The sequence below is a fragment of the Micromonospora sp. WMMD998 genome, from assembly GCF_029581235.1.
Taxonomy (GTDB): Bacteria; Actinomycetota; Actinomycetes; order Mycobacteriales; family Micromonosporaceae; genus Micromonospora.
On the sequence record NZ_CP120740.1, the window covers coordinates 373,032 to 394,202 of the forward strand.

Sequence of the window (21,171 nt, forward strand, 5' to 3'; positions counted from 1 at the left end):
GGGAACGCCGCGACGAGGGCCGAATGGCCGGAGTAGACGTCCGCTCACGTCAGCCCGCCCGCCGGTCGGACCACGGCACCACCGTGCCGGTGCCGCCGTCGCGCACCGCGGCGTGCACGGCGCGGGCCAGCGGGGCACCCCACGCCGAGCGCGGGCCGCCGTACGGGGCCGGCTCGCCGTCGGCCGGGCAGAGCACGGTCACCGCGTCGGTGGCGGTCCCGGTGGCCGGCAGCCCCAGCTCCCAGATCGCCTGCGCCTTCGCCTCGGTGGCCGTGGCCACCGCGTTGACCAGGGCCGCGTCCCCGAGCCGGGCCGGCACGTACGCGACGATGTTGATCGTGCCGACGCGCTGGGCCGGGGTGGCGGAGGCGGGCGCGGCGGTGGAGGCGGGCGCGGCGGCCCACACCGGTGTGCCCAGGCCGACCGTCGCCCAGACCCGGACGCCACCGTCCGCCCGGCGTACCACCTCGGTCACGTCGACGCCGGTCAGCAGCCCTACCCCGGGTCCGGCCAGGTCGAGGCCGTGGGCCAGCTCGGCCAGGTGGGCGGCGGGGTCGTCCCGGTCGTACGACATCGGCACGGTCGCGTTCACCACCCACCCGCGGACGCCGATCCCCCCGCCCAGCGGGGCGGAGCCGACCGCCAGTAACGGCGTCTCGGCCCGCCAGGCCAACAGCGGAATGTCCCACCCGGCCTCCGACCGGCTGGTAAGGATCGGCTCGCCCAGCACACCGGTCACCCTACGATCACAGGTGGGGAGGGGTGGCACCGGCCCGGACCAGGAGCGAGATCCAGGGGTGCACCTCCGATTCCTGCTCACGTGCGCCTAGACTGGCGGCGCGCGAGGGATCAGCGGACGGCGGACCCGGCCGACGGACGGCACGCGCAGGCGGAGGTGCGCGATGGACGAGGTACTGGCCCGCAGCGGGATCTTCCAGGGCGTTGACCCGGAGGCTGCCGAGGCGCTCGCCAAGGAGATGGAGACGATCGAGGTCCGCAAGGGCGAGGTCGTGTTCAACGAGGGCGAGCCCGGAGACAGTCTCTACATCCTTTTGTCCGGCAAGATCAAGGTGGGTCGCCGCGCGGCGGACGGCCGGCAGAACCTGATCGCCGTGATGGGCCCGTCGGACATGGTGGGCGAGCTGTCGCTGTTCGACCCCGGGCCGCGGACGGCGACCGCCACCGCGGTCACCGACACCCGGCTGGTCCGGCTCCGCAAGCAGGCCCTGCGGCCGTGGCTCAACAACCGGCCGGAGATCGCCGAGCAACTGCTCCGGGTGCTGGCCCGCAGGCTGCGCCGGACGAACGACTCGCTCGCCGACCTGATCTTCACCGACGTGCCGGGCCGGGTCGCCAAGAACCTGCTCCAGATGGCCGGCCGGTTCGGCACCCGCGACGGCGGCGTGCTGCGGGTGACCCACGACCTCACCCAGGAGGAGATCGCCCAGCTCGTCGGGGCCTCCCGGGAGACCGTCAACAAGGCGCTCGCCGACTTCGCCTCACGCGGCTGGCTGCGCCTGGACGGCAAGAGCATCATCATCCTCGATCCGGAGCGCCTGGCCCGCCGCGCGCGGGTCTGACCCTCCCGGCCGGCGCTTCCGGCCCCCGATTCGCCCCGGCCCGGTCCGCCCCGCGCGGCCCGGGCCGGTCCCGACGTCCTCACCACTTTTGGTCCCGGGACGGCGCCGACCACCGTCCATCCTGGACCGGGCCGCCCCGATCCGCGACTCTGCGATAGCGTGGCGTGATGGGCCGGCGTTACCGGATACTCCTCGTCTCCAGCAGCGGCGGCGTCCTGCTGGACCTGCTCGCCCTGCGCCCCTGGTGGGAGCGGCACGACCCGGTCTGGGTGGCGGTGCGCGCCCCCGACACCGAGGTGGCGTTGGCCGGGCAGCGGGTGCACTGGCAGCCCGAGCTGTCGACACGCACCCGGCTCCGGGTGGTGCCGGCGACCTGGCGGGCCCTGCGTCTGCTGCGCCGGGAGCGACCCGACGTGGTGGTGTCGGCCGGCACCGGAGTGGCCGTCGGCGTCTTCCTCGCCGCCCGCCTGCTCCGGGTGCCGTCGCTGTGGCTGGAGACGTTCAACATGACCGGGCCCGCCGGGGCCGCCGCCCGGCTCTGCTCCCGGCTCGCCGCCGCGGTGCTGGTCCAGCGGCCCGCCCTGCTGGCCTCCCGGCCCCGCGCGGTGCTCATCGGTGAGCTCTACTGACCATGGCCCGCGTCCTGGTCACCGTCGGCATGGGTCCGTGGCCGTTCGACCGCCTGGTCGCCGCCGTCGCGCCGCTCTGCGCCGCGCACGAGGTGTTCGTCCAGACCGGCACCTCGACCGTGACACCGCCGTGCCCGCACGAGGCGTTCCTGCCCCTGGACGACCTGCGGGAGCGGCTGGCCGCCGCCGACGTGGTGATCACCCACGCGGGCAACACCGTCCGTCTGGTCCAGCGCCTCGGCCGGGTGCCGGTCGCGGTGGCCCGGGAGGCGGCGCGCGGTGAGATGGGCAACGACCACCAGGCCGCCTACCTGCGCGCGGAGGAGCGCACGGGTCGGGTGGTCGCGGTGTGGGACGTGACCGACCTGCCGGCCGTGGTGGCCGGGCACCCGGAGCGGCAGCGGCTGTTGCTCGCCGAACGGCCGCTGCCCGGCGCGGTCGACGGCGAACGGCTGGCCGCCACGCTCGACGCGCTCTGTGCCCGGCTGGTCCGATGAGCCGCGCCGACGAGCGCCCGACCGGGCCGACGAGCCGGGCCGACGCGGCGGCCCGGCAGCCGTTCGACACCCACCCGCTACGCCGGTACGCGTTCGCCTGGGCGGCGCTCGCCGACCGCACCGGCCGGCACCTCGACCTGGGCTGCGGTCCCGGTGACTTCCTCGGCACGCTGCACGAACACGGCACGGTGACCTGCGAGGGCGCCGACCCGCACCCGGGCTACCTCGCCGGGCTGGCCGCCCGCCACCCGGGCCTGCCACTGCACCGGCTCCGGGTCGGCGGGCCGCTGCCGTTCCCCGACTGTCGCTTCGACTCGGTGAGCCTGCTCGACGTGTTGGAGCACGTGCCCGACGAGGCCGCGCTGCTCGCCGAGACGCACCGGGTGCTCGCCCCCGGCGGTCTGCTGGTGCTGACCGTGCCGCGCCGGCACATCTTCAGCTTCCTCGACCCGGACAATGCGAAGTTCGACTTCCCCCGGCTGCACCGCCGGATCTACTCGTGGCGGTTCGGGTCGCAGGTGTGGCACAGCCGGTTCGCCGACCTCTCCGACGACCTGCGCGGCGACATGTCGGTCGGCCGGGACCGGCACACCAACTACCGCACCGGTGAGCTGCTCGACCTGCTGCGCGCGGCGGGCTTCGCGCCGACCACGGTCACCGGCGCGAACCTGTTCTGGCGGTGGTTGCAGATCCCGGCGCTGCTCACCGGCGGGCCGGTGCGCCGGCTGCTGGAGCGCGGCATCCACCTCGACGGCCGGCTGTTCCGCTCGGCCAACCTCTTCGTCGTCGCCCGGAAGCGTCCGGAGACGCCCGTGCGCGAGATCGACACCGACACCGACCGGAGGTGCCCGTGAGCATGGCCGACACCGCACGGCTGGCCTGGTTCTTCGGCCGGCTCGCGGTCAAGGAGCGGGTCGCGCCCCGGCTGCACGTACGGCCGCTCGTCGCCGAACTGTTCCTCACCGACAACTGCAACCTGCGCTGCACGAGCTGCGGCTGCTGGACCACGAACACCAGGGGTGAGTTGTCCACCGAGGAGTGGCGGGACGTCCTGCGCCAACTCGTCGCGCTGCACATCCACAAGGTCAACTTCACCGGCGGCGAGCCGTTGATCCGGCCGGACGCGCTGGCCCTGATGGCGTACGCCCGCGAGGTGGGGGTGCGCCACCTGCACCTGAACACCAACGGCATCCGGCTCACCCCGCCGGTCCTTGCGGAGGTGCTCGCCGCGGGCGTACGCAGCTTCAACGTCTCCGTCGACGGGCCGACGGCGTTGGTGCACGACCGGATCCGGGGCCGGCTCGGCGCGTTCGAGACGACCACCCGGCACCTGCGCAACCTGATCGCGGAGCGCGACCGGCTCGGCCTGAAGGTGCGGATGAACTTCACCGTGATGCGGGACAACGTGGACAGCCTGCCCGGCATCGCGGCGCTGGCCCAGGAGCTGGGCGTGACGCTCTATCTCAACCTGGTCACCGACCGGACGTTCCTGTTCCGCACCGACGCGGTCACCGGGCAGACCGACGTGGCCGGCGACCGGCTCGACGCGGCGCTGGCCGAGCTGGAGGCGATGGCCCGGGCCGACCGGCGGTGGCTGCCGCGCTACTCGGAGCTGCGCTACCTGCGCGGGCACTTCGACGACCTGGTGCAACGTGACCTGCCGTGCGCCGAGTCGCAGCTCAAGCTGATGGTGCACTCCCGGGGCGAGATCGGCGGCTGCTGGGCGCACGACCCGACCGCCTCGGTCCGGCAGCGGCCGATCGCCGAGATCGTCGACGCCCCGGAATACCGCGCCGAGCACGCGAAGCTGTTCCGCAAGGAGTGCGTCGGCTGCGGCAGCAACTACAGCCTCAACCTGCGCTGGCGACCCGGCACCTATCTGGCCGACCGGCAGTGGCGGCGCGGGCGGCGCAGCCTTGTCTGAGCCGATGCGCCCGAGCCAGCCGCTGTACGACGCGCTGGCCCCCGGCTACGAGGAGCACTTCGCGGTGCCGCACCGGCGTGCCTACGACGACCTGGCGTGGGAGCGGGTGCGGGCGCTGCTGCCGCCGGACGCGCCGGTGGTGGACGCCGGTTGTGGGGTGGGCCGCTGGGCTCGGCGGCTGCTCGACCTGGGCCATCCGGTGACAGGTGTGGAGCAGGCGCCGGGGATGATCGCCGAGCTGCGCCGCCGGCCGCCCGGTCCCGGCTTCACCCTGGTCGAGGGCTCGATGACGGACGTGACGCTGCCCGCCACGGCCGGCGCGGTGCTGGCGATGGGTTCCCTGCAATACACCGCCGATCCCGAACGGGCGGTCCGGCACCTGGCCGGTTGGCTGCGCCCGGGCGGGGTGCTGGCCGTGCTCGTCGACTCGCTCGTCGGCCTGGTGCTGGAGCTGGTCGGCGCGGGCCGGGACGACGAGGTGGTGGACCGGCTGGCCCGGCGCCGGGGCGTGTGGCGTGCCGGCGGGCAGGCCGCCGATCTGCACCTGCTGGACCGCGCCCGGCTGGAGGCCGGGTTCGCCGCCGCCGGCCTGGTCGAGGTACGCAGCGCCGGGCTGCTGGTGAGCGCCGGGCCGCTGGGTCGCGTGGGGCTGGCCGCGCGGCTCGCCGCCGACCCGGAGGCGCTGCTGGCGTTGGAGCGCCGGTTGGGCGACGACCCGGTCCTGGCCGACGCCGGCAAGCAACTGCTGGTGACCGGCCGCCGCCCCCCGGCCTGACCAGCCACACCCGCCGCCGCGTCCGGCCTGACCGACCGCACCGGCCGCCGACGCCGCGCCCCAGCCTGACCGGCCGCACCGGCCGCCGACGCGCCCCGGCGTGACCGGCCACACCCACCGCCGGGGCGCGGGTCGGCCGTCCGTGCCGGCGAGCGCGGCCGGGTTCAGCCCAGGCAGCGGCGCAGCGCGGCGACGACCCGTTCGGCCTGTTCCACGGTGAGTTCCGACGACATCGGCAGGGCCAGCGCCTCGGCGTCCAGCCGGTCGGTCACCGGCAGTGGTTCGCCGCCGCCGAGCGGACCCCGGTGGATGGCCGCGAAGTAGGGCTTGGTCTGCACGCCGAGGGCCGCCAGCTCCGCCGCCACCCGGTCCCGCCCGGCGACCAGGGCCACCCAGTGCACCCAGCAGTGCCGGTCCCCGGGGCGGACCTGCTGGAACTCCACCGGCAGGTGGCGCGCGGCGTCCGCGTACACCTCGGCCACCTCGGCCCGCCGCCGGACCAGCGTGTCCAGTTCCGCGAGCTGGTCGACCGCGACGACGGCGTGCAACTCGTTCATCAGCTCCGAGCGGGTCCAGCCGGCGGGCGCGGCGAGCACCGCCTCGGCGGCGTCGGCGGGCAGCACCAGGGCGCCGCCGGCCCCGCCGGCCGAGACCACCTTGGCGAAACTCATCGAGTACGAGTGGGCAAGCGCCTGCTGCGCCACCGGGCGCCCCTGGTGCAGGCTGCCGAGCGCGGCGGCGGAGTCGGCCAGCAGCGCCACCCCGGCCGCGTCGCAGACCGCACGCAGGGCCGGATAGTCGCACGGGTTGCCGAAGGTGTCGACGCCGAGCACCACCCGTACGCCGCCGCGCCCGATCGCGGTGGCGACGGCCGCCGGATCGAGCGTCCAGGTCGCGGCGTCCACGTCGGCGAAGCGCAGCGCGTACCCGAGTTGGACCAGGATCTCCGCGGTCGCGGGAAAGGTGTACGACGGCAGCACCGCCACGTCGCCGGGGCGGGCCGGGCCGACGGTGGCGGCCACCATGATCCGCAGCGCGGCGGTGCCGGACGCGGTGACGAGCACCCGGTGGTCGTCGTCGAGTTCCAGCTCCTTGCCCAGTCGTTCGGTCAGCTCCCGCGTCCACCGGTTGCCGTGCTTGACCTCGCCGCTGGCGAGCGCCTCCTGCTGGCGGGCGGCCACCAGCTCGGGGTTGGCCGGCGGGGGCGGCACGACGACCGGCAGCGGCGGCCGGAACAGCGGGGTCCGGTCGGCGTCCACCTCGGCGACCAGCGCCGCCAGGTGTGGGCGGAGCGGACCGATCCGGTGGCCGGCGGCGGCCAGCCTGTCGGTGACCACCAGCCCGGAGCTGTCCGGCCCGTGGCGGGGTACGGTCCGCAACCGCGACGAGGAGCCGCACAGGTCCCGGATCCAGGTGGCGAGGTCGGTGAGGGGCACCGGTTCCCCGCCGACGTTCCAGACGCCGGCGCCGATCCCGGCGAGCAGGATCGCCGCGAGCGCGCCGGCGGGCAGGAAGCTGCGGACGGCGTCCGCGGTGACCGGCAGCGGCAGCCCCTGACGGGCCCGGCGGACCAGCCGGGTGGCGACCCGGTGCTGTCCCGCGCCGACCACGTTCGCGAGCCGGAGCACGGTCAGCCGGTCAGGGTCGACCGCGCCGGCGACGAGCCGTTCCTGGGCGAGCTTCGCCATCGCGTACGTCCAGCGGCCGGTGGGATCGGCGTCGGCCATGACCCGGGCCAGCGGGGCGGACCGCCAGGGTGGGCAGGGTGTCCGGGCCAGTTCGCGGGCCCGCGCGCACCAGTCGTCGATCTCCCCGACGGTCCACGGCAGTTCGGGTGCGGTGTCCTCGGTCAGTGGACCGGCCGCCGCGCCGTACACCTCGACGGACGAGGTCAGCACCACTCGCCGGCCGGCGAGGCGGGGCAGCAGCCGGGCGGTGCTGACGGCGTTGTCGAGCGGCAGCGTCCAGGGCCGGCGGGGACGCGGCTCGCTGGCGCCGAGCAGCACCACGACGATGCCGGGCGGCAGCTCGGGCGGGTCGTCGGTGAGCAGGTCCACCGGGATCCAGTCGAGGCCGGCGGCGGTGTGCGCCTCGGCCGGCGGATGGCGGTCCACGGTGGTGACCTGCGCCCCGGCGGCCAGCAGCGCATCGGCGGTGGCGGTGCCCAGGAATCCGGAGCCGCCGACCAGCACGAATTGATCCATGTCTCGTGCCCTCCCCGTGAACGGAGCACAGTATCGCCGAATCCGGCCGCCGGAGGTGTCGGATGTCAGCCCCGAGAAAAAGTCAGTCTTGACTGTTTGTTTCCGGGACGGGAGGCTGTCCCCGTGCCCGCCGCACCGACCCGCGTCCCGCAGCAGGAACGCAGCCGCGCCACCCAGGCCCGGCTGCTGGAGGCGACCGTCGATTGCCTGGTGGAGCACGGCTGGTCCGGCACCACGACCACCGTGGTGGCCGCCCGCGCCGGTGTCTCCCGGGGTGCGCAGCTCCACCACTACCCCACCAGGGCCGCGCTTGTCACCGCCGCCGTCGGCCACCTCGCCGAACGCCGGGCCATGGAGCTGCGCACCGAGGCGGATGCCCTGCCGGCCGGCCCGCAACGACTGGACCGGGTGATCGACCTGCTCGGCGTGGCGTTCACCGGGCCGCTCTTCGTCGCCGCCCTCGAACTCTGGGTCGCCGCCCGCACCGACGCCGAGCTGCGCGATGCGCTCGTCCCACTGGAGGCCACGGTGGGCCGGGAGATGCACCGGCTCACCGTCGAACTGCTCGGCGTCGACGAACGCCGCCCCGGCGTCCGCGAGGCGGTGCAGGCCACCCTCGACCTGCTCCGCGGGCTGGGCGTGGCAAACCTGCTCAACGACGACTCGACCCGCCGCGCCGCCCTGCTGCACACCTGGAAACGCCAGCTCGCCACGCTCCTCACCCCCTGACCGGCCCGAACCGCCCGGAGGCGCCATGGTCGACCTGACCGCACTGCTCACGGACCTGGCCGCCGAGTCCGAGCAGCTCGACGCGCTCGTCGCGGAACTGCCGGCGGACGGATGGGAACGCCCGACGCCCGCACCGGGCTGGACCGTCGCGCACCAGATCGCGCACCTGGCCTGGACCGACCACGTGGCCCACCTCGCCGCCACCGACGAGTCGGCGTTCTTCGCCTCGGTCACCGCCGCGCCGGACCTGTCCCGTCTGGTCGAGGACGGCGCCGAGGCGTTCCTCGCCCCGCCGGCCGCGCTGCTGGCCCGCTGGCGGGCCGGTCGGTCCGCGCTCGCGGCGGCCCTGGCCGCCGCCCCGGCCGGCGAGAAGCTGCCCTGGTACGGGACCCGGATGTCGCCCACCTCGATGGCCACCGCCCGGATCATGGAGACCTGGGCGCACGGCGCGGACGTCGCCGACGCGCTCGGCGTCATCCGCACCCCGACCGCCCGGCTGCGGCACGTCGCGCACCTCGGCTTCCGTACCCTCGGGCACGGCTTCGCCGCGCACGGCCGCGCGGTGCCGGCGGACCCGGTCCGGGTCGAGCTGGCCGCACCCGCCGGCGACGAGGTCTGGGCGTTCGGGCCGGCGGACGCCGCCGACCGGGTGACCGGGCCGGCGCTCGACTTCTGCCTGCTGGTGACGCAGCGGCGGCACCGCGCCGACCTGGCCCTGGTCGCGACCGGGCCGGTCGCCGACGAGTGGCTGGACGTGGCCCAGGCGTTCGCCGGACCGCCCGGCGACAAGCGCCAGCCGGCGAGCGGGGCACGCCCATGAGCGTGCTGCGGGTCGGTAACGCCTCCGGCTTCTACGGCGACCGGTTCGCCGCCTGGCGGGAAATGCTCGACGGCGGCGAGCTGGACGTGCTGACCGGCGACTACCTGGCCGAGTTGACCATGTTGATCCTCGGTCGGGACCGGATGCGCGACCCGTCGCTCGGCTACGCGAAGACGTTCCCGCGGCAACTGGAGGGCGTGCTCGGCACCGCGCTGGAGCAGGGGGTGCGGATCGTCACCAACGCCGGCGGGCTCAATCCGGCCGGACTGGCTTCCGCGATCGGCGCGCTCGCCGACCGGCTCGGCCTCACCGTACGGATCGGGTACGTGGAGGGCGACGCGCTCCCCCGGCCGGACGCGCTCACCGCGAACGCCTACCTGGGCGCGTTCGGGATCGCGGCCTGCCTCGACGCGGGCGCGGACGTGGTGGTCACCGGCCGGGTCACCGACGCGTCCCTGACGGTCGGGCCGGCGATCGCCCGCTTCGGCTGGACCCGCGACGACCTCGACGCGCTGGCCGGGGCGACCGTCGCCGGGCACCTGATCGAATGCGGGGCGCAGGTCACCGGCGGCAACTTCAGCTTCTTCACCGAGTTGCCGGACGGCGGGCACCGGCCCGGCTTCCCGATCGCCGAGCTGCACGCGGACGGGTCGTCGGTGCTGACCAAGCATCCGGGCACCGGCGGCGCGGTCACCGTCGAGACGGTCACCGCGCAACTGCTGTACGAGGTGGGCGGGCCGGACTATCCCGGGCCGGACGTGGTGACCCGGCTGGACACGGTGCGCCTGGAGCAGGAGGGTCCGGACCGGGTCCGGGTCTCCGGGGTGCGCGGCACGCCACCGCCGGACACGCTGAAGGTGGGCGTCAACAACCTGGGCGGCTTCCGCAACTCGATGACGTTCGTGCTGTGCGGGCTGGACATCCCGGCCAAGGCGGCCCTGGTCCGGGGGCAGGTGGAGGAGGCGGTCGGCGTCGACGGGCTGGAGTTCACGCTGGCCCGCACCGACCACCCGGATGCCGCCGACACCGAGGCGGCGAGCGCGCTGCTGCACGTACACCTGCGGGACGGCGACCGGGCGCGGGCCGGGCGGGCGTTCTCGGCCGCCGCGGTGGAGCTGGCGCTCGCCTCCTACCCGGGCTGCACGTTGACCACGCTGCCCGGCGACGCGACGCCGTACGGGGTGTTCACCGCCGACACCGTCGCGCAGGACGCGGTGGAACACGTGGCGGTGCTCCCGTCCGGCGAGCGCGTGCCGATCCCGCCGCCGCCCACGACGAAGCGATTGGCGGGGCCCCCGCCTCTACCGAATGCGTTAAGCGGGGCCCCCTCCTTACACCTCAGCCGGCGCGGGGCGTTGGGTGAGGTGGTGGGCGCCCGCTCCGGCGACAAGGCCGGGGACGCCAACCTCGGCGTGTGGGCCCGGACGGACGCCACCTGGTCCTGGCTGCGCGGCTGGCTCACCGTGGAGCGGCTGGCGGACCTGCTGCCGGAGACGGCGACGCTGGCCGTGGAGCGGTACGAGCTGCCGAACCTGCGCGCGGTCAACTTCGTGATCCGGGGGCTGCTCGGGCAGGGCGTGGCCGCGTCCACCCGGTTCGACCCGCAGGCGAAGGCGCTCGGTGAGCTGCTCCGCGCCCGGGTGGTCGACCTGCCGGCGGAGGTGCCGGCATGACCCTCGTGGACACCCCCGAACGCCGCCAGCTCCGCGAGCTGACCCGCGCCTTCGTCACCCGGGAGGTGCTGCCCCACCTGGCCGGCTGGGAGCGGGCCGGCGAGGTGCCCCGGTCGTTGCACGAGACGGCCGCGAAGATCGGACTGCTCGGCATCGGCTTCCCCGAGTCGGTCGGCGGCAGCGGGGGCGACCTGCTCGACTCGATCGTCGTGACCGAGGAGATCATCCGCTCGGGTGGCTCGTCCGGGCTGGTCGCGGCGCTGTTCACGCACGGCATCGCGCTGCCGCACATCGTCGCCGCCTGCGGCGACAGCGCCGGCTCGGGCGCCGGCGGTCCGCAGCATCTCATCGACACCTACGTGCGTCCGACGCTGGCCGGCACCATGATCGGCGCGCTGGCGATCACCGAACCGGACGGCGGTTCGGACGTGGCGGCCATCCGCACCTGCGCGGTACGCGACGGCGACCGCTACGTGGTGAACGGGTCGAAGACCTACATCACCAGCGGCGTCCGGGCGGACTTCGTGACCACCGCGGTCTGCACCGACTTCCCCGGGTCGGGCTCGCTGAGCCTGCTGGTGATCGACAAGGGCACGCCCGGGTTCACCGTGGGCCGGCGGCTGGAGAAGCTGGGCTGGCACTGCTCGGACACCGCCGAGCTGTCCTTCGTGGACGTCCGGGTGCCGGTGACGAACCGGGTCGGGCCGGAGGACACCGCCTTCCTCGCCATCATGCAGCAGTTCGCCACCGAGCGGCTCTCGCTCGCCACGCAGGCGTACGCGACCGCGCAGCGCTGCGTCGACCTGGCGGTGCGGTGGTGCCGGGACCGCTCCACGTTCGGCCGCCCGCTCGCCGGCCGGCAGCTCGTCCGGCACCGGCTGGCCGAGATGCACACCCGCGCCGAGGCGGCCCGCGCGTACGTGCACGAGGTGGCCGAGCGGGTGGCCGCGGGGCAGCCGGTGGTGACCGAGGTGGCGATGGCGAAGAACGTGGCGGTGGCCGCCTGCGACCACGTGGTCGACGCCGCGCTGCAACTGCACGGCGGTTTCGGCTACCTGCGCGACGCCGAGGTGGAACGGCACTACCGGGACGCCCGGATCCTCGGCATCGGCGGCGGCACCACCGAGATCATGAACGAGATCATCGCGAAGGGCATGGGCCTGTGACCGTTCTCCAGACTGCGATCGACACCTCCGCGCCGGCGTTCACGGCCAACCGGGAGGCGCTGCGGGAACGCCTCGCCGAACTGGAGGCGGCGCTCGACCAGGCGCGGGCCGGCGGCGGTGAGAAGTACGTGACCCGGCATCACGGGCGCGGCAAGCTACTCCCCCGGGAACGCATCGAGCTGCTGCTCGACCCGGACAGCCCGTTCCTGGAGCTGTCGCCGGTGGCCGCGTACGGCACCGACTTCCCGGTGGGCGCCAGCACCGTGACCGGCATCGGCGTGGTCGAGGGCGTGGAGTGCCTGATCGTCGCGAACGACCCGACGGTACGCGGCGGCGCGGTCAACCCGTGGTCGCTGGCGAAGACCCGGCGGGCGGGTGAGATCGCGCTTGCCAACCGGCTGCCGATGGTCAACCTGGTCGAGTCGGCCGGCGCGGACCTGCCCAGCCAGGCGGAGATCTTCATTCCCGGCGGGCGGGTGTTCCGCGACCTGACCCGGCTCTCCAAGGCGAAGATCCCCACCGTGAGCGTGGTCTTCGGCAACGCCACGGCCGGCGGCGCGTACGTGCCGGGCATGTCCGACTTCACCATCATGATCCGGGACCGGTCGCAGGTCTACCTGGCCGGTCCACCACTGGTGAAGATGGCCACCGGCGAGGTCACCGACGACGAGTCGCTCGGTGGCGCGGCGATGCACGCCACCACGTCCGGCCTGGCCGACTTCCTCGCCGAGGACGAACGGGACGGGATCCGGCTGGCCCGGCAGTGCGTACGCCGGCTCAACTGGCGCAAGCACGGCCCGCCGCCGCGCACCCCGTCCCCGCTGCCACCCCGGTACGACCCGGAGGAGCTGCTCGGCATCGCCAGCGCCGATCTCAAGGTGCCGTTCGATCCGCGCGAGGTCCTCGCCCGGGTGCTGGACGACAGCGCGTTCGACGAGTTCAAGCCCGGCTACGGCACGGCGCTGGTGACCGGCTGGGGCGAGCTGCACGGCTGGCCGGTCGGCGTGCTGGCGAACGCCCGGGGCGTGCTGTTCAGCGAGGAGGCGCAGAAGGCGACCCAGTTCATCCAGCTCGCCAACGCGGCCGACACCCCGCTCGTCTTCCTCCAGAACACCACCGGCTACATGGTCGGCACCGAGTACGAGCAGCGCGGCATCATCAAGCACGGCGCCCTGATGATCAACGCGGTGTCGAACTCGACGGTTCCGCACCTGACCGTCAACCTGGGCGCCTCGTACGGCGCCGGCAACTACGGCATGTGCGGCCGGGCGTACGAGCCGAGGTTCCTGTTCACCTGGCCGAACGCGAAGTCGGCGGTGATGGGGCCGGCGCAGTTGGCCGGCGTGCTGTCGATCGTGGCCCGGCAGGCCGCCGCCGCCCGGGGACGCGACTACGACGAGGACTCCGACGCGGCCATGCGGATGATGGTCGAGCAGCAGATCGAGTCGCAGTCCGGGGCGCTGTTCCTCTCCGGCCGGCTCTACGACGACGGGGTGATCGACCCCCGCGACACCCGTACCGTCCTCGGGCTCTGCCTGTCGGCGATCCACAACGGACCGGTGAGGGGCGCCGACGGTTTCGGCGTCTTCCGGATGTGAGGGGAGAGCCTTGATCAACACCCTTCTCGTGGCCAACCGGGGGGAGATCGCCCGCCGGGTCTTCGCCACCTGCCGGACGCTCGGCGTGACGAGCGTGGCCGTGCACTCCGACGCGGACGCCGACGCGCCGTTCGTCGCCGAGGCCGACCGGGCGGTCCGGCTACCCGGGAACACGCCGGCCGAGACGTACCTGCGGATCGACCTGATCCTGGACGCGGCCCGCCGCTCCGGCGCGGACGCCGTCCACCCGGGCTACGGCTTCCTGGCCGAGAACGCCGAGTTCGCGGCGGCGGTGACCGACGCCGGCCTGACCTGGGTGGGTCCGCCGGCCAAGGCGATCGCCGCGATGGGCGACAAGATGGCGGCCAAGGCGCTGCTCGCCGACGCGGGCGTGCCGATGCTGCCCACCTGGACCGACCCCGCCCAGGTCACCGACTTCCCGGTGCTGGTCAAGGCTGCCGCGGGCGGCGGCGGCCGGGGCATGCGGATCGTCCGCGACGCCGCCGGGCTGGCCGAGGCCGTCGCGGGGGCGCGCCGCGAGGCGGCGTCGGCGTTCGGCGACGGCACGGTCTTCATCGAGCGGTACGTCGAACGCGGCCGGCACGTCGAGGTGCAGATCTTCGGCGACACTCACGGCACGGTGGTGGCGCTCGGGGTACGCGACTGCTCGATCCAGCGCCGGCACCAGAAGATCGTCGAGGAGGCGCCGGGGGTGCTGCCCGACGGGGTGCGCGAGCGGCTGCACGAGGCGGCGGTGGCGGCCGGGCGGGCGGTCGACTACATCGGCGCGGGGACTGTGGAGTTCCTGCTCGCGCCGGACGGGCAGGTGCACTTCCTGGAGATGAACACCCGCCTCCAGGTGGAGCACCCGGTCACCGAGGCGACCACCGGGCTGGACCTGGTCCGGCTGCAACTGCTCGTGGCCGAGGGCGAACCGCTGCCGGTCCCGGCCACGCCGCCCGCCGAGGGGCACGCGATCGAGGTGCGGCTCTGCGCCGAGGAACCCGCCGAGGGCTTCCGCCCGGCGACCGGCACCCTGCACCGGTTCGTGATCCCCGGTGTCGTCGCCGAGTTCGGGCCGGCGCGCGGGCTGCGACTGGACTCCGGCGTGGTGGACGGCTCGACGGTGAGCGTGCACTACGACTCGATGCTCGCCAAGCTGGTCGCCTGGGCGCCCACCCGCGCCGAGGCGGCCCGCGCCCTGGCCGGCGCGCTGGCCCGGGCCGAGCTGCACGGCGTGGCCACCAACCGGGACCTGCTGGTGCGCGTGCTGCGCAGCCCGGAGTTCACCGCTGCCGACGTGGACACCGGCTTCCTGGACCGGCACCCCGAGGTCTTCGCCCCGCTGCTGCCGGCCGAGCAGCTCCCGGTGGCCGCGCTCGCGGCGGCGCTTGCCGGTGCGGCGGCGCGCCGGGCCGCGGCACCGGTGCTCGCCGGGCTGCCGTCGGGGTGGCGCAACGTGCCCGCTGTCCCGCAGGTCACCCGCTTCACCGACATCGAGATCAGCTACCGCCTCTCCCGCACCGGCGCACTCGCCGAGTGGGAAAGGCGGGGGCCCCGCTTAACGGATTCGGTAGAGGAAGGGGCCCCGCTTAACAACGAGCTGCCCGTGGTGGAGCTGGTGAGCGCCGCGCCGGACCGGGTGGTGCTCGACGTCGACGGGGTGCGGCGCGCGTTCCGCGTACACCGGGTGGGGTCGTCGGTCTTCGTGGACGGCCCGGACGGGGCGGCGAGCCTCACCGAGCTGCCGCGGCTGCCCCCGCCCACCGTTGAGCTGGCGGCCGGGTCGCTGCTCGCGCCGCTGCCCGGCGCGGTGACCCGGGTGCACGTCGAGGTCGGCCAGCGGGTCGCCGCCGGTGACCTGCTGCTGACGCTGGAAGCGATGAAGCTCGAACATCAGGTGCTCGCCCCGGCCGCCGGCGTGGTGGCGGAGCTGCCGGTGCCGCCCGGCGGCCAGGTGGAGACGGGCGCCGTGCTGGCCGTGGTCGACCCCGAGGAGGACCCGCAGTGAACTTCGACCTCACCGACGAGCAGGACCAGCTCCGCGACGCCGTCCGGGCGCTGGGACGCAGGTACGGCCACTCCTACTTCGTGTCGAAAGCCAAAGCCGGGGAGCACACCACCGAGCTGTGGCACGAGGCCGGCCGGCTCGGTTACCTCGGCGTCAACATCCCCACCGAGTACGGCGGTGGCGGCGGCGGCATCACCGAGCTGGCGCTCGTCTGCGAGGAACTGGCCGCGGCGGGCTGCCCGCTGCTGCTGCTCGTGGTCTCCCCCGCCATCGCCGCCACGGTGATCAACAAGCACGGTACGGAGGAACAGCGCAAGCGGCACCTGCCCGGCCTCGCCGACGGCTCCCAGAAGATCGTCTTCGCGATCACCGAGCCGGACGCCGGCTCGAACTTCCACCGGCTCGGCACGGTGGCCCGCCGCGACGGCGACGACTGGCTGCTCTCCGGCCGCAAGGTCTACATCTCCGGCGTCGACGAAGCCGATCACGTGCTTGTGGTGGCCCGGACCGAGGACGCCTCCTCCGGAAAGCTGAAGCCGGCGTTGTTCATCGTGCCGACCGACGCTCCCGGGCTGGAAAAGTCGAAGCTGGACATGGAGATCCTGTCCCCCGAGAACCAGTTCCTGCTCTATCTCGACGACGTCCGGCTGCCCGCCGACGCGCTCGTCGGGGAGTCGCTTGACGCCGGCCTGCCGGCGCTGTTCGCCGGCCTCAACCCGGAGCGCATCACGGTCGCCGCGATGGGCGCCGGCACCGGCCGCTACGCCATCGAGAAGGCGTCGGACTACACCACCACCCGCAAGGTCTGGGGCGGTCGGCCGATCGGCTCCCACCAGGGCGTCGCGCATCCGCTCGCGCACGCGGCCGTGCAGGTCGAGCTGGCCCGTCTGATGATCCACAAGGCGGCCACGCTCTACGACGCCGGCCGCGACCTGGAGGCCGGCGTCGCCGGCAACATGGCCAAGTACGCGGCCGGCGAGGCCGCCGCGCTCGCCGTGGACACCGCAGTCCAGGCGCTCGGCGGGGCCGGCATGACCACGGAGTACGGGGTGGCGACGCTGCTCGGCGCGGTGCGGGCCGGTCGGATCGCCCCGGTCAGCCGCGAGATGATCCTCAACTTCGTAGCCCAGCACGTCCTCGGCCAGGACAAGTCCTACTGACCTGTCGTCTTCTTCGTGGCCGGTGGAACGCCAGGGGTGTCAAACGGAGCCGGAGACACCCGTGGCGTTCCACTCCTGCTCGTCCCCTTCGACGAGTGGAACAGCACGGGTGTCAAACGAGGCCGGAGACACCCGTGGCGTTCCACCGGGCTGGGCGACACGGCGGTGGGAGGCTGCCGGGTGCGGACGGATGAGTGGAACAGGTGCCGGCGGCGAGCTGGTCGACCGGTCCTGGCCGGATCGCTGGATGATCGACGGACCTGACAACCCGACCTGGCGAGCCTCCGACCTGGCGAATCTGCTCCGCGAGACGCGCTGACCCGGCATGCGCCTCGCCGCGGCGCAGATCTTGGAAGCATCCGGCCCCCAGAGGGGAATTACGGTTCCAACTCACCTGGTCTCTTCGGGACGCCGCGCAGGCCGCGAAACGGGCAACTGGCCGCACGGTGGCCTGCTCTCCGGCCGGGTCTCGTCCGCGGAGGGGCGGGCGGCGATCGTTTGGCCAATGATCGACACCAGTTCGGTGACGTGGTGGCATCGTCGGTGGTCGGATACCGCCACGTCACCGAACTGGCGTCCGGTCACCCGGCGGCCCTGGGCAACGCGGGTGTCAAGACGGGTTAAATAGGTGCAAGGTGGCCTGCGCGGAGGACGCTTCAGGCGTCGAAGGTGCCCGATTTGAGAGCCTGGACGAAGCTGGTCCACCCGGGGGACGTGAAGGACAGCGTCGGGCCCTGGCGGTCCTTGCTGTCGCGGACCATGACGACCCGGGGCGGAGTGGCAACCTCGACGCAGTTGCCGCCGCCGTTACTGCGCGTGCTCTTCTTCCAGATGAGCGTGGTCATGTCCGTTCCTCCGCGATCGATGCGATGAGTTTGCGGGACTGCGCTTCGGTGAGCGCCGGCTTCTCCATGGCCGTCCACGCTTCCCCGTAGGTGGCCACCTCGCCTGGCTTGTCGAGGTAGAGCGCGCCAGTAAGGCTGTCGGAGTAGATGATCGACGGCTCAGCTCCCGCTTCGAAGTCGAGAATGGTGAACGTGCCGTTGGTCATGTTGCCCCGATGCAGACCCACGGCGAACGGGATCACCCGCAGGGAGACGTTCGGCTGCCGGCCTACCGTGATCAGACGCTGTAGCTGCTCTACGTCCACGTCGCGTCGGAGAACGGCTTCGTCGAGCAGCACGTCGAGTTGCGGCGCACGCGGGGAGAGTCGCGTGAGAAGCCCTTGTCGGCCGAGGCGGACCGCCACACCCCGCTGGATCTCTTCACGAGTCATCTCGGGGCGGGCCACCTCGTAGACCCGAGTGGCGTATGACTCGGTCTGCAACAGGCCGGGGACGAGTTGCGCCTCGTAGGTGCGGAGGCGAGCGGCGGCGGCTTCCAGCCCGACGTACAGCTCGAACCACTCGGGGATGGCGTCACCGTAGGAGTGCCACCAGCCGCGCCCCTTCGTCTCCTTGGCGAGGCCCATCAGTGCCTCGGTCAACTCCGGCGACGCACGGTAAATCTTGCACATTGCTTCCACGTCGAGTGAGCGCATCGACGTCGCGCCGGTCTCGATGCGCCAGATCTTCGGCGTGGACCACTCGAGCGCGTCGGCTGCCGCCTTCACCGTCATACGCGCTTCCTCGCGGAGCTTCCGCAGATACCGCCCGAGTTGTCGCCTCGGGACGGTCGAACCGGCGTCCGTCGTCACTGATCATTCCTCCTCCACGACTACATACCGGGCGATAGCTCCGCTCGATATGTAACACCTGGCGGCCACGCTGAGCAATCGAATACATCTATGCGAAATGCACTCGTACGTTTCATCCAAGATGTAATGTTGCATATATCGCCCGGTGAGCGAACGATGACCCTGGGTGTGGTGGTCGGATGACCGTGCGTGGCCCGGCCGCCGCGCCCCTCACTGAGGAGGGGCGGATGACCAGGCACATCAGCTACGCGGAATACGTGCTCGCGCTGGCCGAGGAGCTGGCGCGTAAGCACCGTCCGGTGTGGTCGTTGCGCCGGGCCAGGCGGATGTGCTCGTGCGGTTCGCCGCTGCCCTGCCGGGTCAAGCAGCGCGTCCTGATCAACCGGGGACACTGGTGAAGGCCGGTGACCTGCTCCACGTGACGCGCGCCGCCAGTCCGCAGTTCGTCCGGCCGATCTTCTTCCGGCTGATCCGCGAACTCGACTGGACCACCTACGACGGATGGGTCTGGTTGGACGGCTACCAGGTCGACGAGCGCGGCGATGCCACCGCCCGCCGTTCCATCTTCGTCCGCCGGGCGGCGCTCTGCCCTGCCCCGGGTCGCTCCCTCCAGATCTTGGTACCGATCCGCCACAGGAGCGTGCGCGTACCAGGATCGTCCTCGTCCGCGCGGTCAGTCGACGGTGCGGCAGGCGGCGTCGATGCGGTGGACCGGACGGACGCGGCGGCCCAGCCCCTCCAGCAGTGAGTCCTCCACGTGGAAGTCGCGCACCCGGAGCTGACGCCGGGGCAACTCGTCCTCGCTCGGGCAGAGCACCTGCGCGCGGACCTGGCCGATCGGCACGTAACGCACCCCGCCGTGCTCCTGAAGCAGCACCACGTTCACGTCGTCCACGGTGACGACGTGGCCGCGGACGTCCTCCATGATGCCGGACGACGACTCGACCGTGGTCACGGTGAGTGGTAGCACCGGCGTGGTGATCACCGGCAGCGCGGCCCAGACCAGCATGGCCAGGAGCGCCGCCTCGGTGATCGACGCGAGCGGGCGGATCACCGCCGCCGGCAGCGGGCCGGTCACGAAGAGAGCCAGGAACGGGGGTACGAGCAGCAGCACGATGGCGAGCGCCTCCCCCTGCCGGCCGGCGTCGAGCAGGGTGGGCCCGACCAGCCAGAGGTATCCGGCGAAGCCGGCGGTGATCAGCAGCAGTCGCGGCACCCGCGGCTCGGGCAGTCGCGTCAGGTCGAGTTGGAAGGCGGCCACGAACGCCGGCAGCAGCAGCGGCAGGTAGAGCAGGGGCCAGGTGACCAGCGCGAGCAGGAAGCTGGCCACCGCGAACCAGGCCGGCGTGCTGTCGACCCAGCGGGCGAAGAGCGGGCGGTGGAACCCGGGTGGCATCCGCTCCACACTGGCCCGCAGCACCGCGCCGAGCGCGAAGACCGCGACCAGCGCGGTGGAGAGCAGCGGGGCGGCGGTGGTGAGGAAACCAGCCAGCAGGTTCACCGTGCCGACGTTTGCCACCAGCAGCAGCGTGGTCTGCAACTCGCCACCGGCCTCGACGCCGAGCCGGAGCACCGAGAAGACCGCCGGCACCCCGACGACCGCCGTCCAGAAGGACTGGGTGGCCCGGGCGCGGCGCTCGGCCGGGTCGGCGCTCGGCGGCCGGGTGACGGACGACGGGGTCGCCGGCGTGGTGGTCACCGAGGCGCCTTGTCGTCGAAGTCGACAAGCTCCGGCACGTTGAGCGGCTGCGGCTGGGAGCTGTAGAGGTCCTTCCGGAGCCACGGCCCGAGCGTGCGGTTGTACGCGGTCAGCCAGGCGCTGCTGGCCCCGTTTCGCCCCTCCAGGTAGCTCTTCTGGAGGAAGAACGCGACGAGGTCGCGCAGCGCCGGGTCGCCGATCGGCACCCCGATGCCGAGCAGCTCGCTGGTGCCGAAGGGCATGTCGACGAGTTCGAAGTCGGTCGGATACCGGGAGAGGTAGCCGGCCAGGATGGTCTCGTCGGAGCTGACCACGTCGTAGCGCTTCGCGAGGACGCCCCGTACGCAGTCGCCCACCGTCTGCGCCACGTTCGTCTGGATCTGGCGCTTCTCCAGCTCCTTCTCGCTGGTGGAGCCGCCGCTGGTGCAGACCTTCAGGTCCGGACTGCGTAGGTCCTCGATGGTGCGGATGCGGTCGCGCAGCCGGTTCGGCACCAGCACGGCCTGCTGGGTCACGAGGTAGGGCCCGGCGAATCGGACGAGTTTCTCGCGTTCCTCGGTCATCGAGAAGCTGGACACCACCAGGTCGACGGTGCCGCTCTGGAGCGCGCGGACGCGGTTCCCGGTAGCCACCGGGATCCACTCGATGCGCTGGTCGGTGTCGAAGCCGAGCGATCCCGCGATGTAGCGGGCGATCTCGATGTCGAAGCCGACGCGCACGCCGTTGCGCACCTCGCTGAGCAGCGGTTCGTTTCCCGACACCCCGATCTTGATCTTCGCCTGACCGTCGATGTGCGTCTCGTGCAGCTTGTCGAGGACCGAGGGCAGGGCGGGCTCGCGGCGGTTGTCCCAGCCGGCCGCGGCGGCCAGCGTCAGCATCAGCGCCACGGTCAGCGTGGTGGCGAGGGGGAGGAGCCAGCGACGGGAAGACACCTCGGACATCGGGCACCTCGATCACGGACACGGCGACGGGGCACTCAGGGTATCGGCCGGCGCACACACTGTCCGGAC

At 73.2% G+C, this 21,171-nt stretch carries 22 protein-coding genes; 16 read left to right on the top strand and 6 right to left on the bottom strand.

Annotated features, from left to right (window positions below):
• Window positions 1-49 precede the first annotated feature (49 nt).
• A complete protein-coding gene (locus tag O7619_RS01795) occupies window positions 50-730 on the bottom strand; it encodes an adenosylcobinamide amidohydrolase (protein WP_282288638.1) in 681 nt (226 codons plus the stop codon).
• Between the two features lie 172 nt (window positions 731-902).
• On the opposite strand from O7619_RS01795, the gene O7619_RS01800 reads away from it, so the two are divergent.
• The 6 genes from O7619_RS01800 to O7619_RS01825 all read left to right on the top strand — a co-directional run bounded on the left by O7619_RS01800 (window position 903) and on the right by O7619_RS01825 (window position 5,405).
• Window positions 903-1,580, top strand: a complete 678-nt coding sequence (locus O7619_RS01800; RefSeq protein ID WP_007073398.1) for a Crp/Fnr family transcriptional regulator — start codon at window positions 903-905, stop codon at window positions 1,578-1,580.
• A gap of 167 nt (window positions 1,581-1,747) precedes the next feature.
• Entirely contained in the window at window positions 1,748-2,209 is a 462-nt protein-coding gene (locus O7619_RS01805) for a glycosyltransferase (RefSeq protein WP_281586259.1), read from the top strand.
• A 2-nt stretch (window positions 2,210-2,211) separates the two neighbouring features.
• Window positions 2,212-2,706 (top strand): hypothetical protein, encoded by a 495-nt coding sequence (locus O7619_RS01810; protein ID WP_282285268.1) that lies wholly within the window; start codon window positions 2,212-2,214, stop codon window positions 2,704-2,706.
• The gene (locus O7619_RS01815) at window positions 2,703-3,560 is read left to right on the top strand and encodes a methyltransferase domain-containing protein (protein ID WP_282285269.1); all 858 of its coding nucleotides are present in this window, start codon (window positions 2,703-2,705) and stop codon (window positions 3,558-3,560) included. Before O7619_RS01810 ends, O7619_RS01815 begins: the two co-directional genes overlap by 4 nt.
• A 2-nt stretch (window positions 3,561-3,562) precedes the next feature.
• Window positions 3,563-4,630 carry a radical SAM protein gene (locus tag O7619_RS01820; protein WP_282285270.1) on the top strand — a complete coding sequence of 356 codons (1,068 nt, stop codon included), beginning with the start codon at window positions 3,563-3,565 and terminating at the stop codon, window positions 4,628-4,630.
• A gap of 4 nt (window positions 4,631-4,634) precedes the next feature.
• On the top strand, window positions 4,635-5,405 hold the full coding sequence (locus tag O7619_RS01825) for a class I SAM-dependent methyltransferase (protein WP_282285271.1): 771 nt from the start codon (window positions 4,635-4,637) through the stop codon (window positions 5,403-5,405).
• Between the two features lie 164 nt (window positions 5,406-5,569).
• On the opposite strand, the gene O7619_RS01830 is transcribed toward O7619_RS01825, so the two are convergent.
• Window positions 5,570-7,609 (bottom strand): aminotransferase class I/II-fold pyridoxal phosphate-dependent enzyme, encoded by a 2,040-nt coding sequence (locus O7619_RS01830; protein WP_282285273.1) that lies wholly within the window; start codon window positions 7,607-7,609, stop codon window positions 5,570-5,572.
• Between the two features lie 123 nt (window positions 7,610-7,732).
• On the opposite strand from O7619_RS01830, the gene O7619_RS01835 reads away from it, so the two are divergent.
• The 8 genes from O7619_RS01835 (at window position 7,733) to O7619_RS01870 (ending at window position 17,085) form a co-directional block, all read left to right on the top strand.
• Entirely contained in the window at window positions 7,733-8,338 is a 606-nt protein-coding gene (locus tag O7619_RS01835) for a TetR/AcrR family transcriptional regulator (RefSeq protein ID WP_282285275.1), read from the top strand.
• Window positions 8,339-8,363: 25 nt separating this feature from the next.
• Window positions 8,364-9,158, top strand: a complete 795-nt coding sequence (locus O7619_RS01840; RefSeq protein ID WP_282285277.1) for a TIGR03084 family metal-binding protein — start codon at window positions 8,364-8,366, stop codon at window positions 9,156-9,158.
• Complete coding sequence (locus tag O7619_RS01845; protein WP_282285278.1) at window positions 9,155-10,831, top strand: acyclic terpene utilization AtuA family protein; 1,677 nt, start codon at window positions 9,155-9,157, stop codon at window positions 10,829-10,831. Before O7619_RS01840 ends, O7619_RS01845 begins: the two co-directional genes overlap by 4 nt.
• Window positions 10,828-11,997: an acyl-CoA dehydrogenase family protein gene (locus tag O7619_RS01850; protein WP_282285279.1), complete on the top strand. Its 1,170-nt coding sequence runs from the start codon at window positions 10,828-10,830 to the stop codon at window positions 11,995-11,997. The genes O7619_RS01845 and O7619_RS01850 overlap by 4 nt, the downstream gene beginning before the upstream one ends.
• Window positions 11,994-13,595 (top strand): carboxyl transferase domain-containing protein, encoded by a 1,602-nt coding sequence (locus O7619_RS01855; protein WP_282285280.1) that lies wholly within the window; start codon window positions 11,994-11,996, stop codon window positions 13,593-13,595. Before O7619_RS01850 ends, O7619_RS01855 begins: the two co-directional genes overlap by 4 nt.
• Before the next feature lie 10 nt (window positions 13,596-13,605).
• Window positions 13,606-15,606: a biotin carboxylase N-terminal domain-containing protein gene (locus O7619_RS01860; RefSeq protein WP_282285281.1), complete on the top strand. Its 2,001-nt coding sequence runs from the start codon at window positions 13,606-13,608 to the stop codon at window positions 15,604-15,606.
• Window positions 15,603-16,766: an acyl-CoA dehydrogenase gene (locus tag O7619_RS01865; protein WP_282285282.1), complete on the top strand. Its 1,164-nt coding sequence runs from the start codon at window positions 15,603-15,605 to the stop codon at window positions 16,764-16,766. Before O7619_RS01860 ends, O7619_RS01865 begins: the two co-directional genes overlap by 4 nt.
• A 190-nt stretch (window positions 16,767-16,956) precedes the next feature.
• Window positions 16,957-17,085, top strand: a complete 129-nt coding sequence (locus O7619_RS01870; protein WP_282285284.1) for a hypothetical protein — start codon at window positions 16,957-16,959, stop codon at window positions 17,083-17,085.
• A 337-nt stretch (window positions 17,086-17,422) separates the two neighbouring features.
• Here the strand turns inward: O7619_RS01870 and O7619_RS01875 are convergent, their stop codons facing one another.
• The gene (locus O7619_RS01875) at window positions 17,423-17,611 is read right to left on the bottom strand and encodes a DUF397 domain-containing protein (RefSeq protein ID WP_282285286.1); all 189 of its coding nucleotides are present in this window, start codon (window positions 17,609-17,611) and stop codon (window positions 17,423-17,425) included.
• A complete protein-coding gene (locus O7619_RS01880; protein ID WP_282285288.1) occupies window positions 17,608-18,462 on the bottom strand; it encodes a helix-turn-helix transcriptional regulator in 855 nt (284 codons plus the stop codon). The genes O7619_RS01875 and O7619_RS01880 overlap by 4 nt, the downstream gene beginning before the upstream one ends.
• 227 nt (window positions 18,463-18,689) lie before the next feature.
• Between O7619_RS01880 and O7619_RS01885 the strand changes: the two genes are divergently transcribed.
• On the top strand, window positions 18,690-18,860 hold the full coding sequence (locus O7619_RS01885; protein ID WP_282285290.1) for a hypothetical protein: 171 nt from the start codon (window positions 18,690-18,692) through the stop codon (window positions 18,858-18,860).
• The gene (locus O7619_RS01890) at window positions 18,854-19,210 is read left to right on the top strand and encodes a hypothetical protein (RefSeq protein WP_282288639.1); all 357 of its coding nucleotides are present in this window, start codon (window positions 18,854-18,856) and stop codon (window positions 19,208-19,210) included. Before O7619_RS01885 ends, O7619_RS01890 begins: the two co-directional genes overlap by 7 nt.
• On the opposite strand, the gene O7619_RS01895 is transcribed toward O7619_RS01890, so the two are convergent.
• A complete protein-coding gene (locus O7619_RS01895; protein WP_282285291.1) occupies window positions 19,136-20,161 on the bottom strand; it encodes a hypothetical protein in 1,026 nt (341 codons plus the stop codon). The genes O7619_RS01890 and O7619_RS01895 overlap by 75 nt on opposite strands.
• On the bottom strand, window positions 20,158-21,102 hold the full coding sequence (locus O7619_RS01900; RefSeq protein WP_282285292.1) for a transporter substrate-binding domain-containing protein: 945 nt from the start codon (window positions 21,100-21,102) through the stop codon (window positions 20,158-20,160). Before O7619_RS01900 ends, O7619_RS01895 begins: the two co-directional genes overlap by 4 nt.
• Window positions 21,103-21,171: the final 69 nt, after the last annotated feature.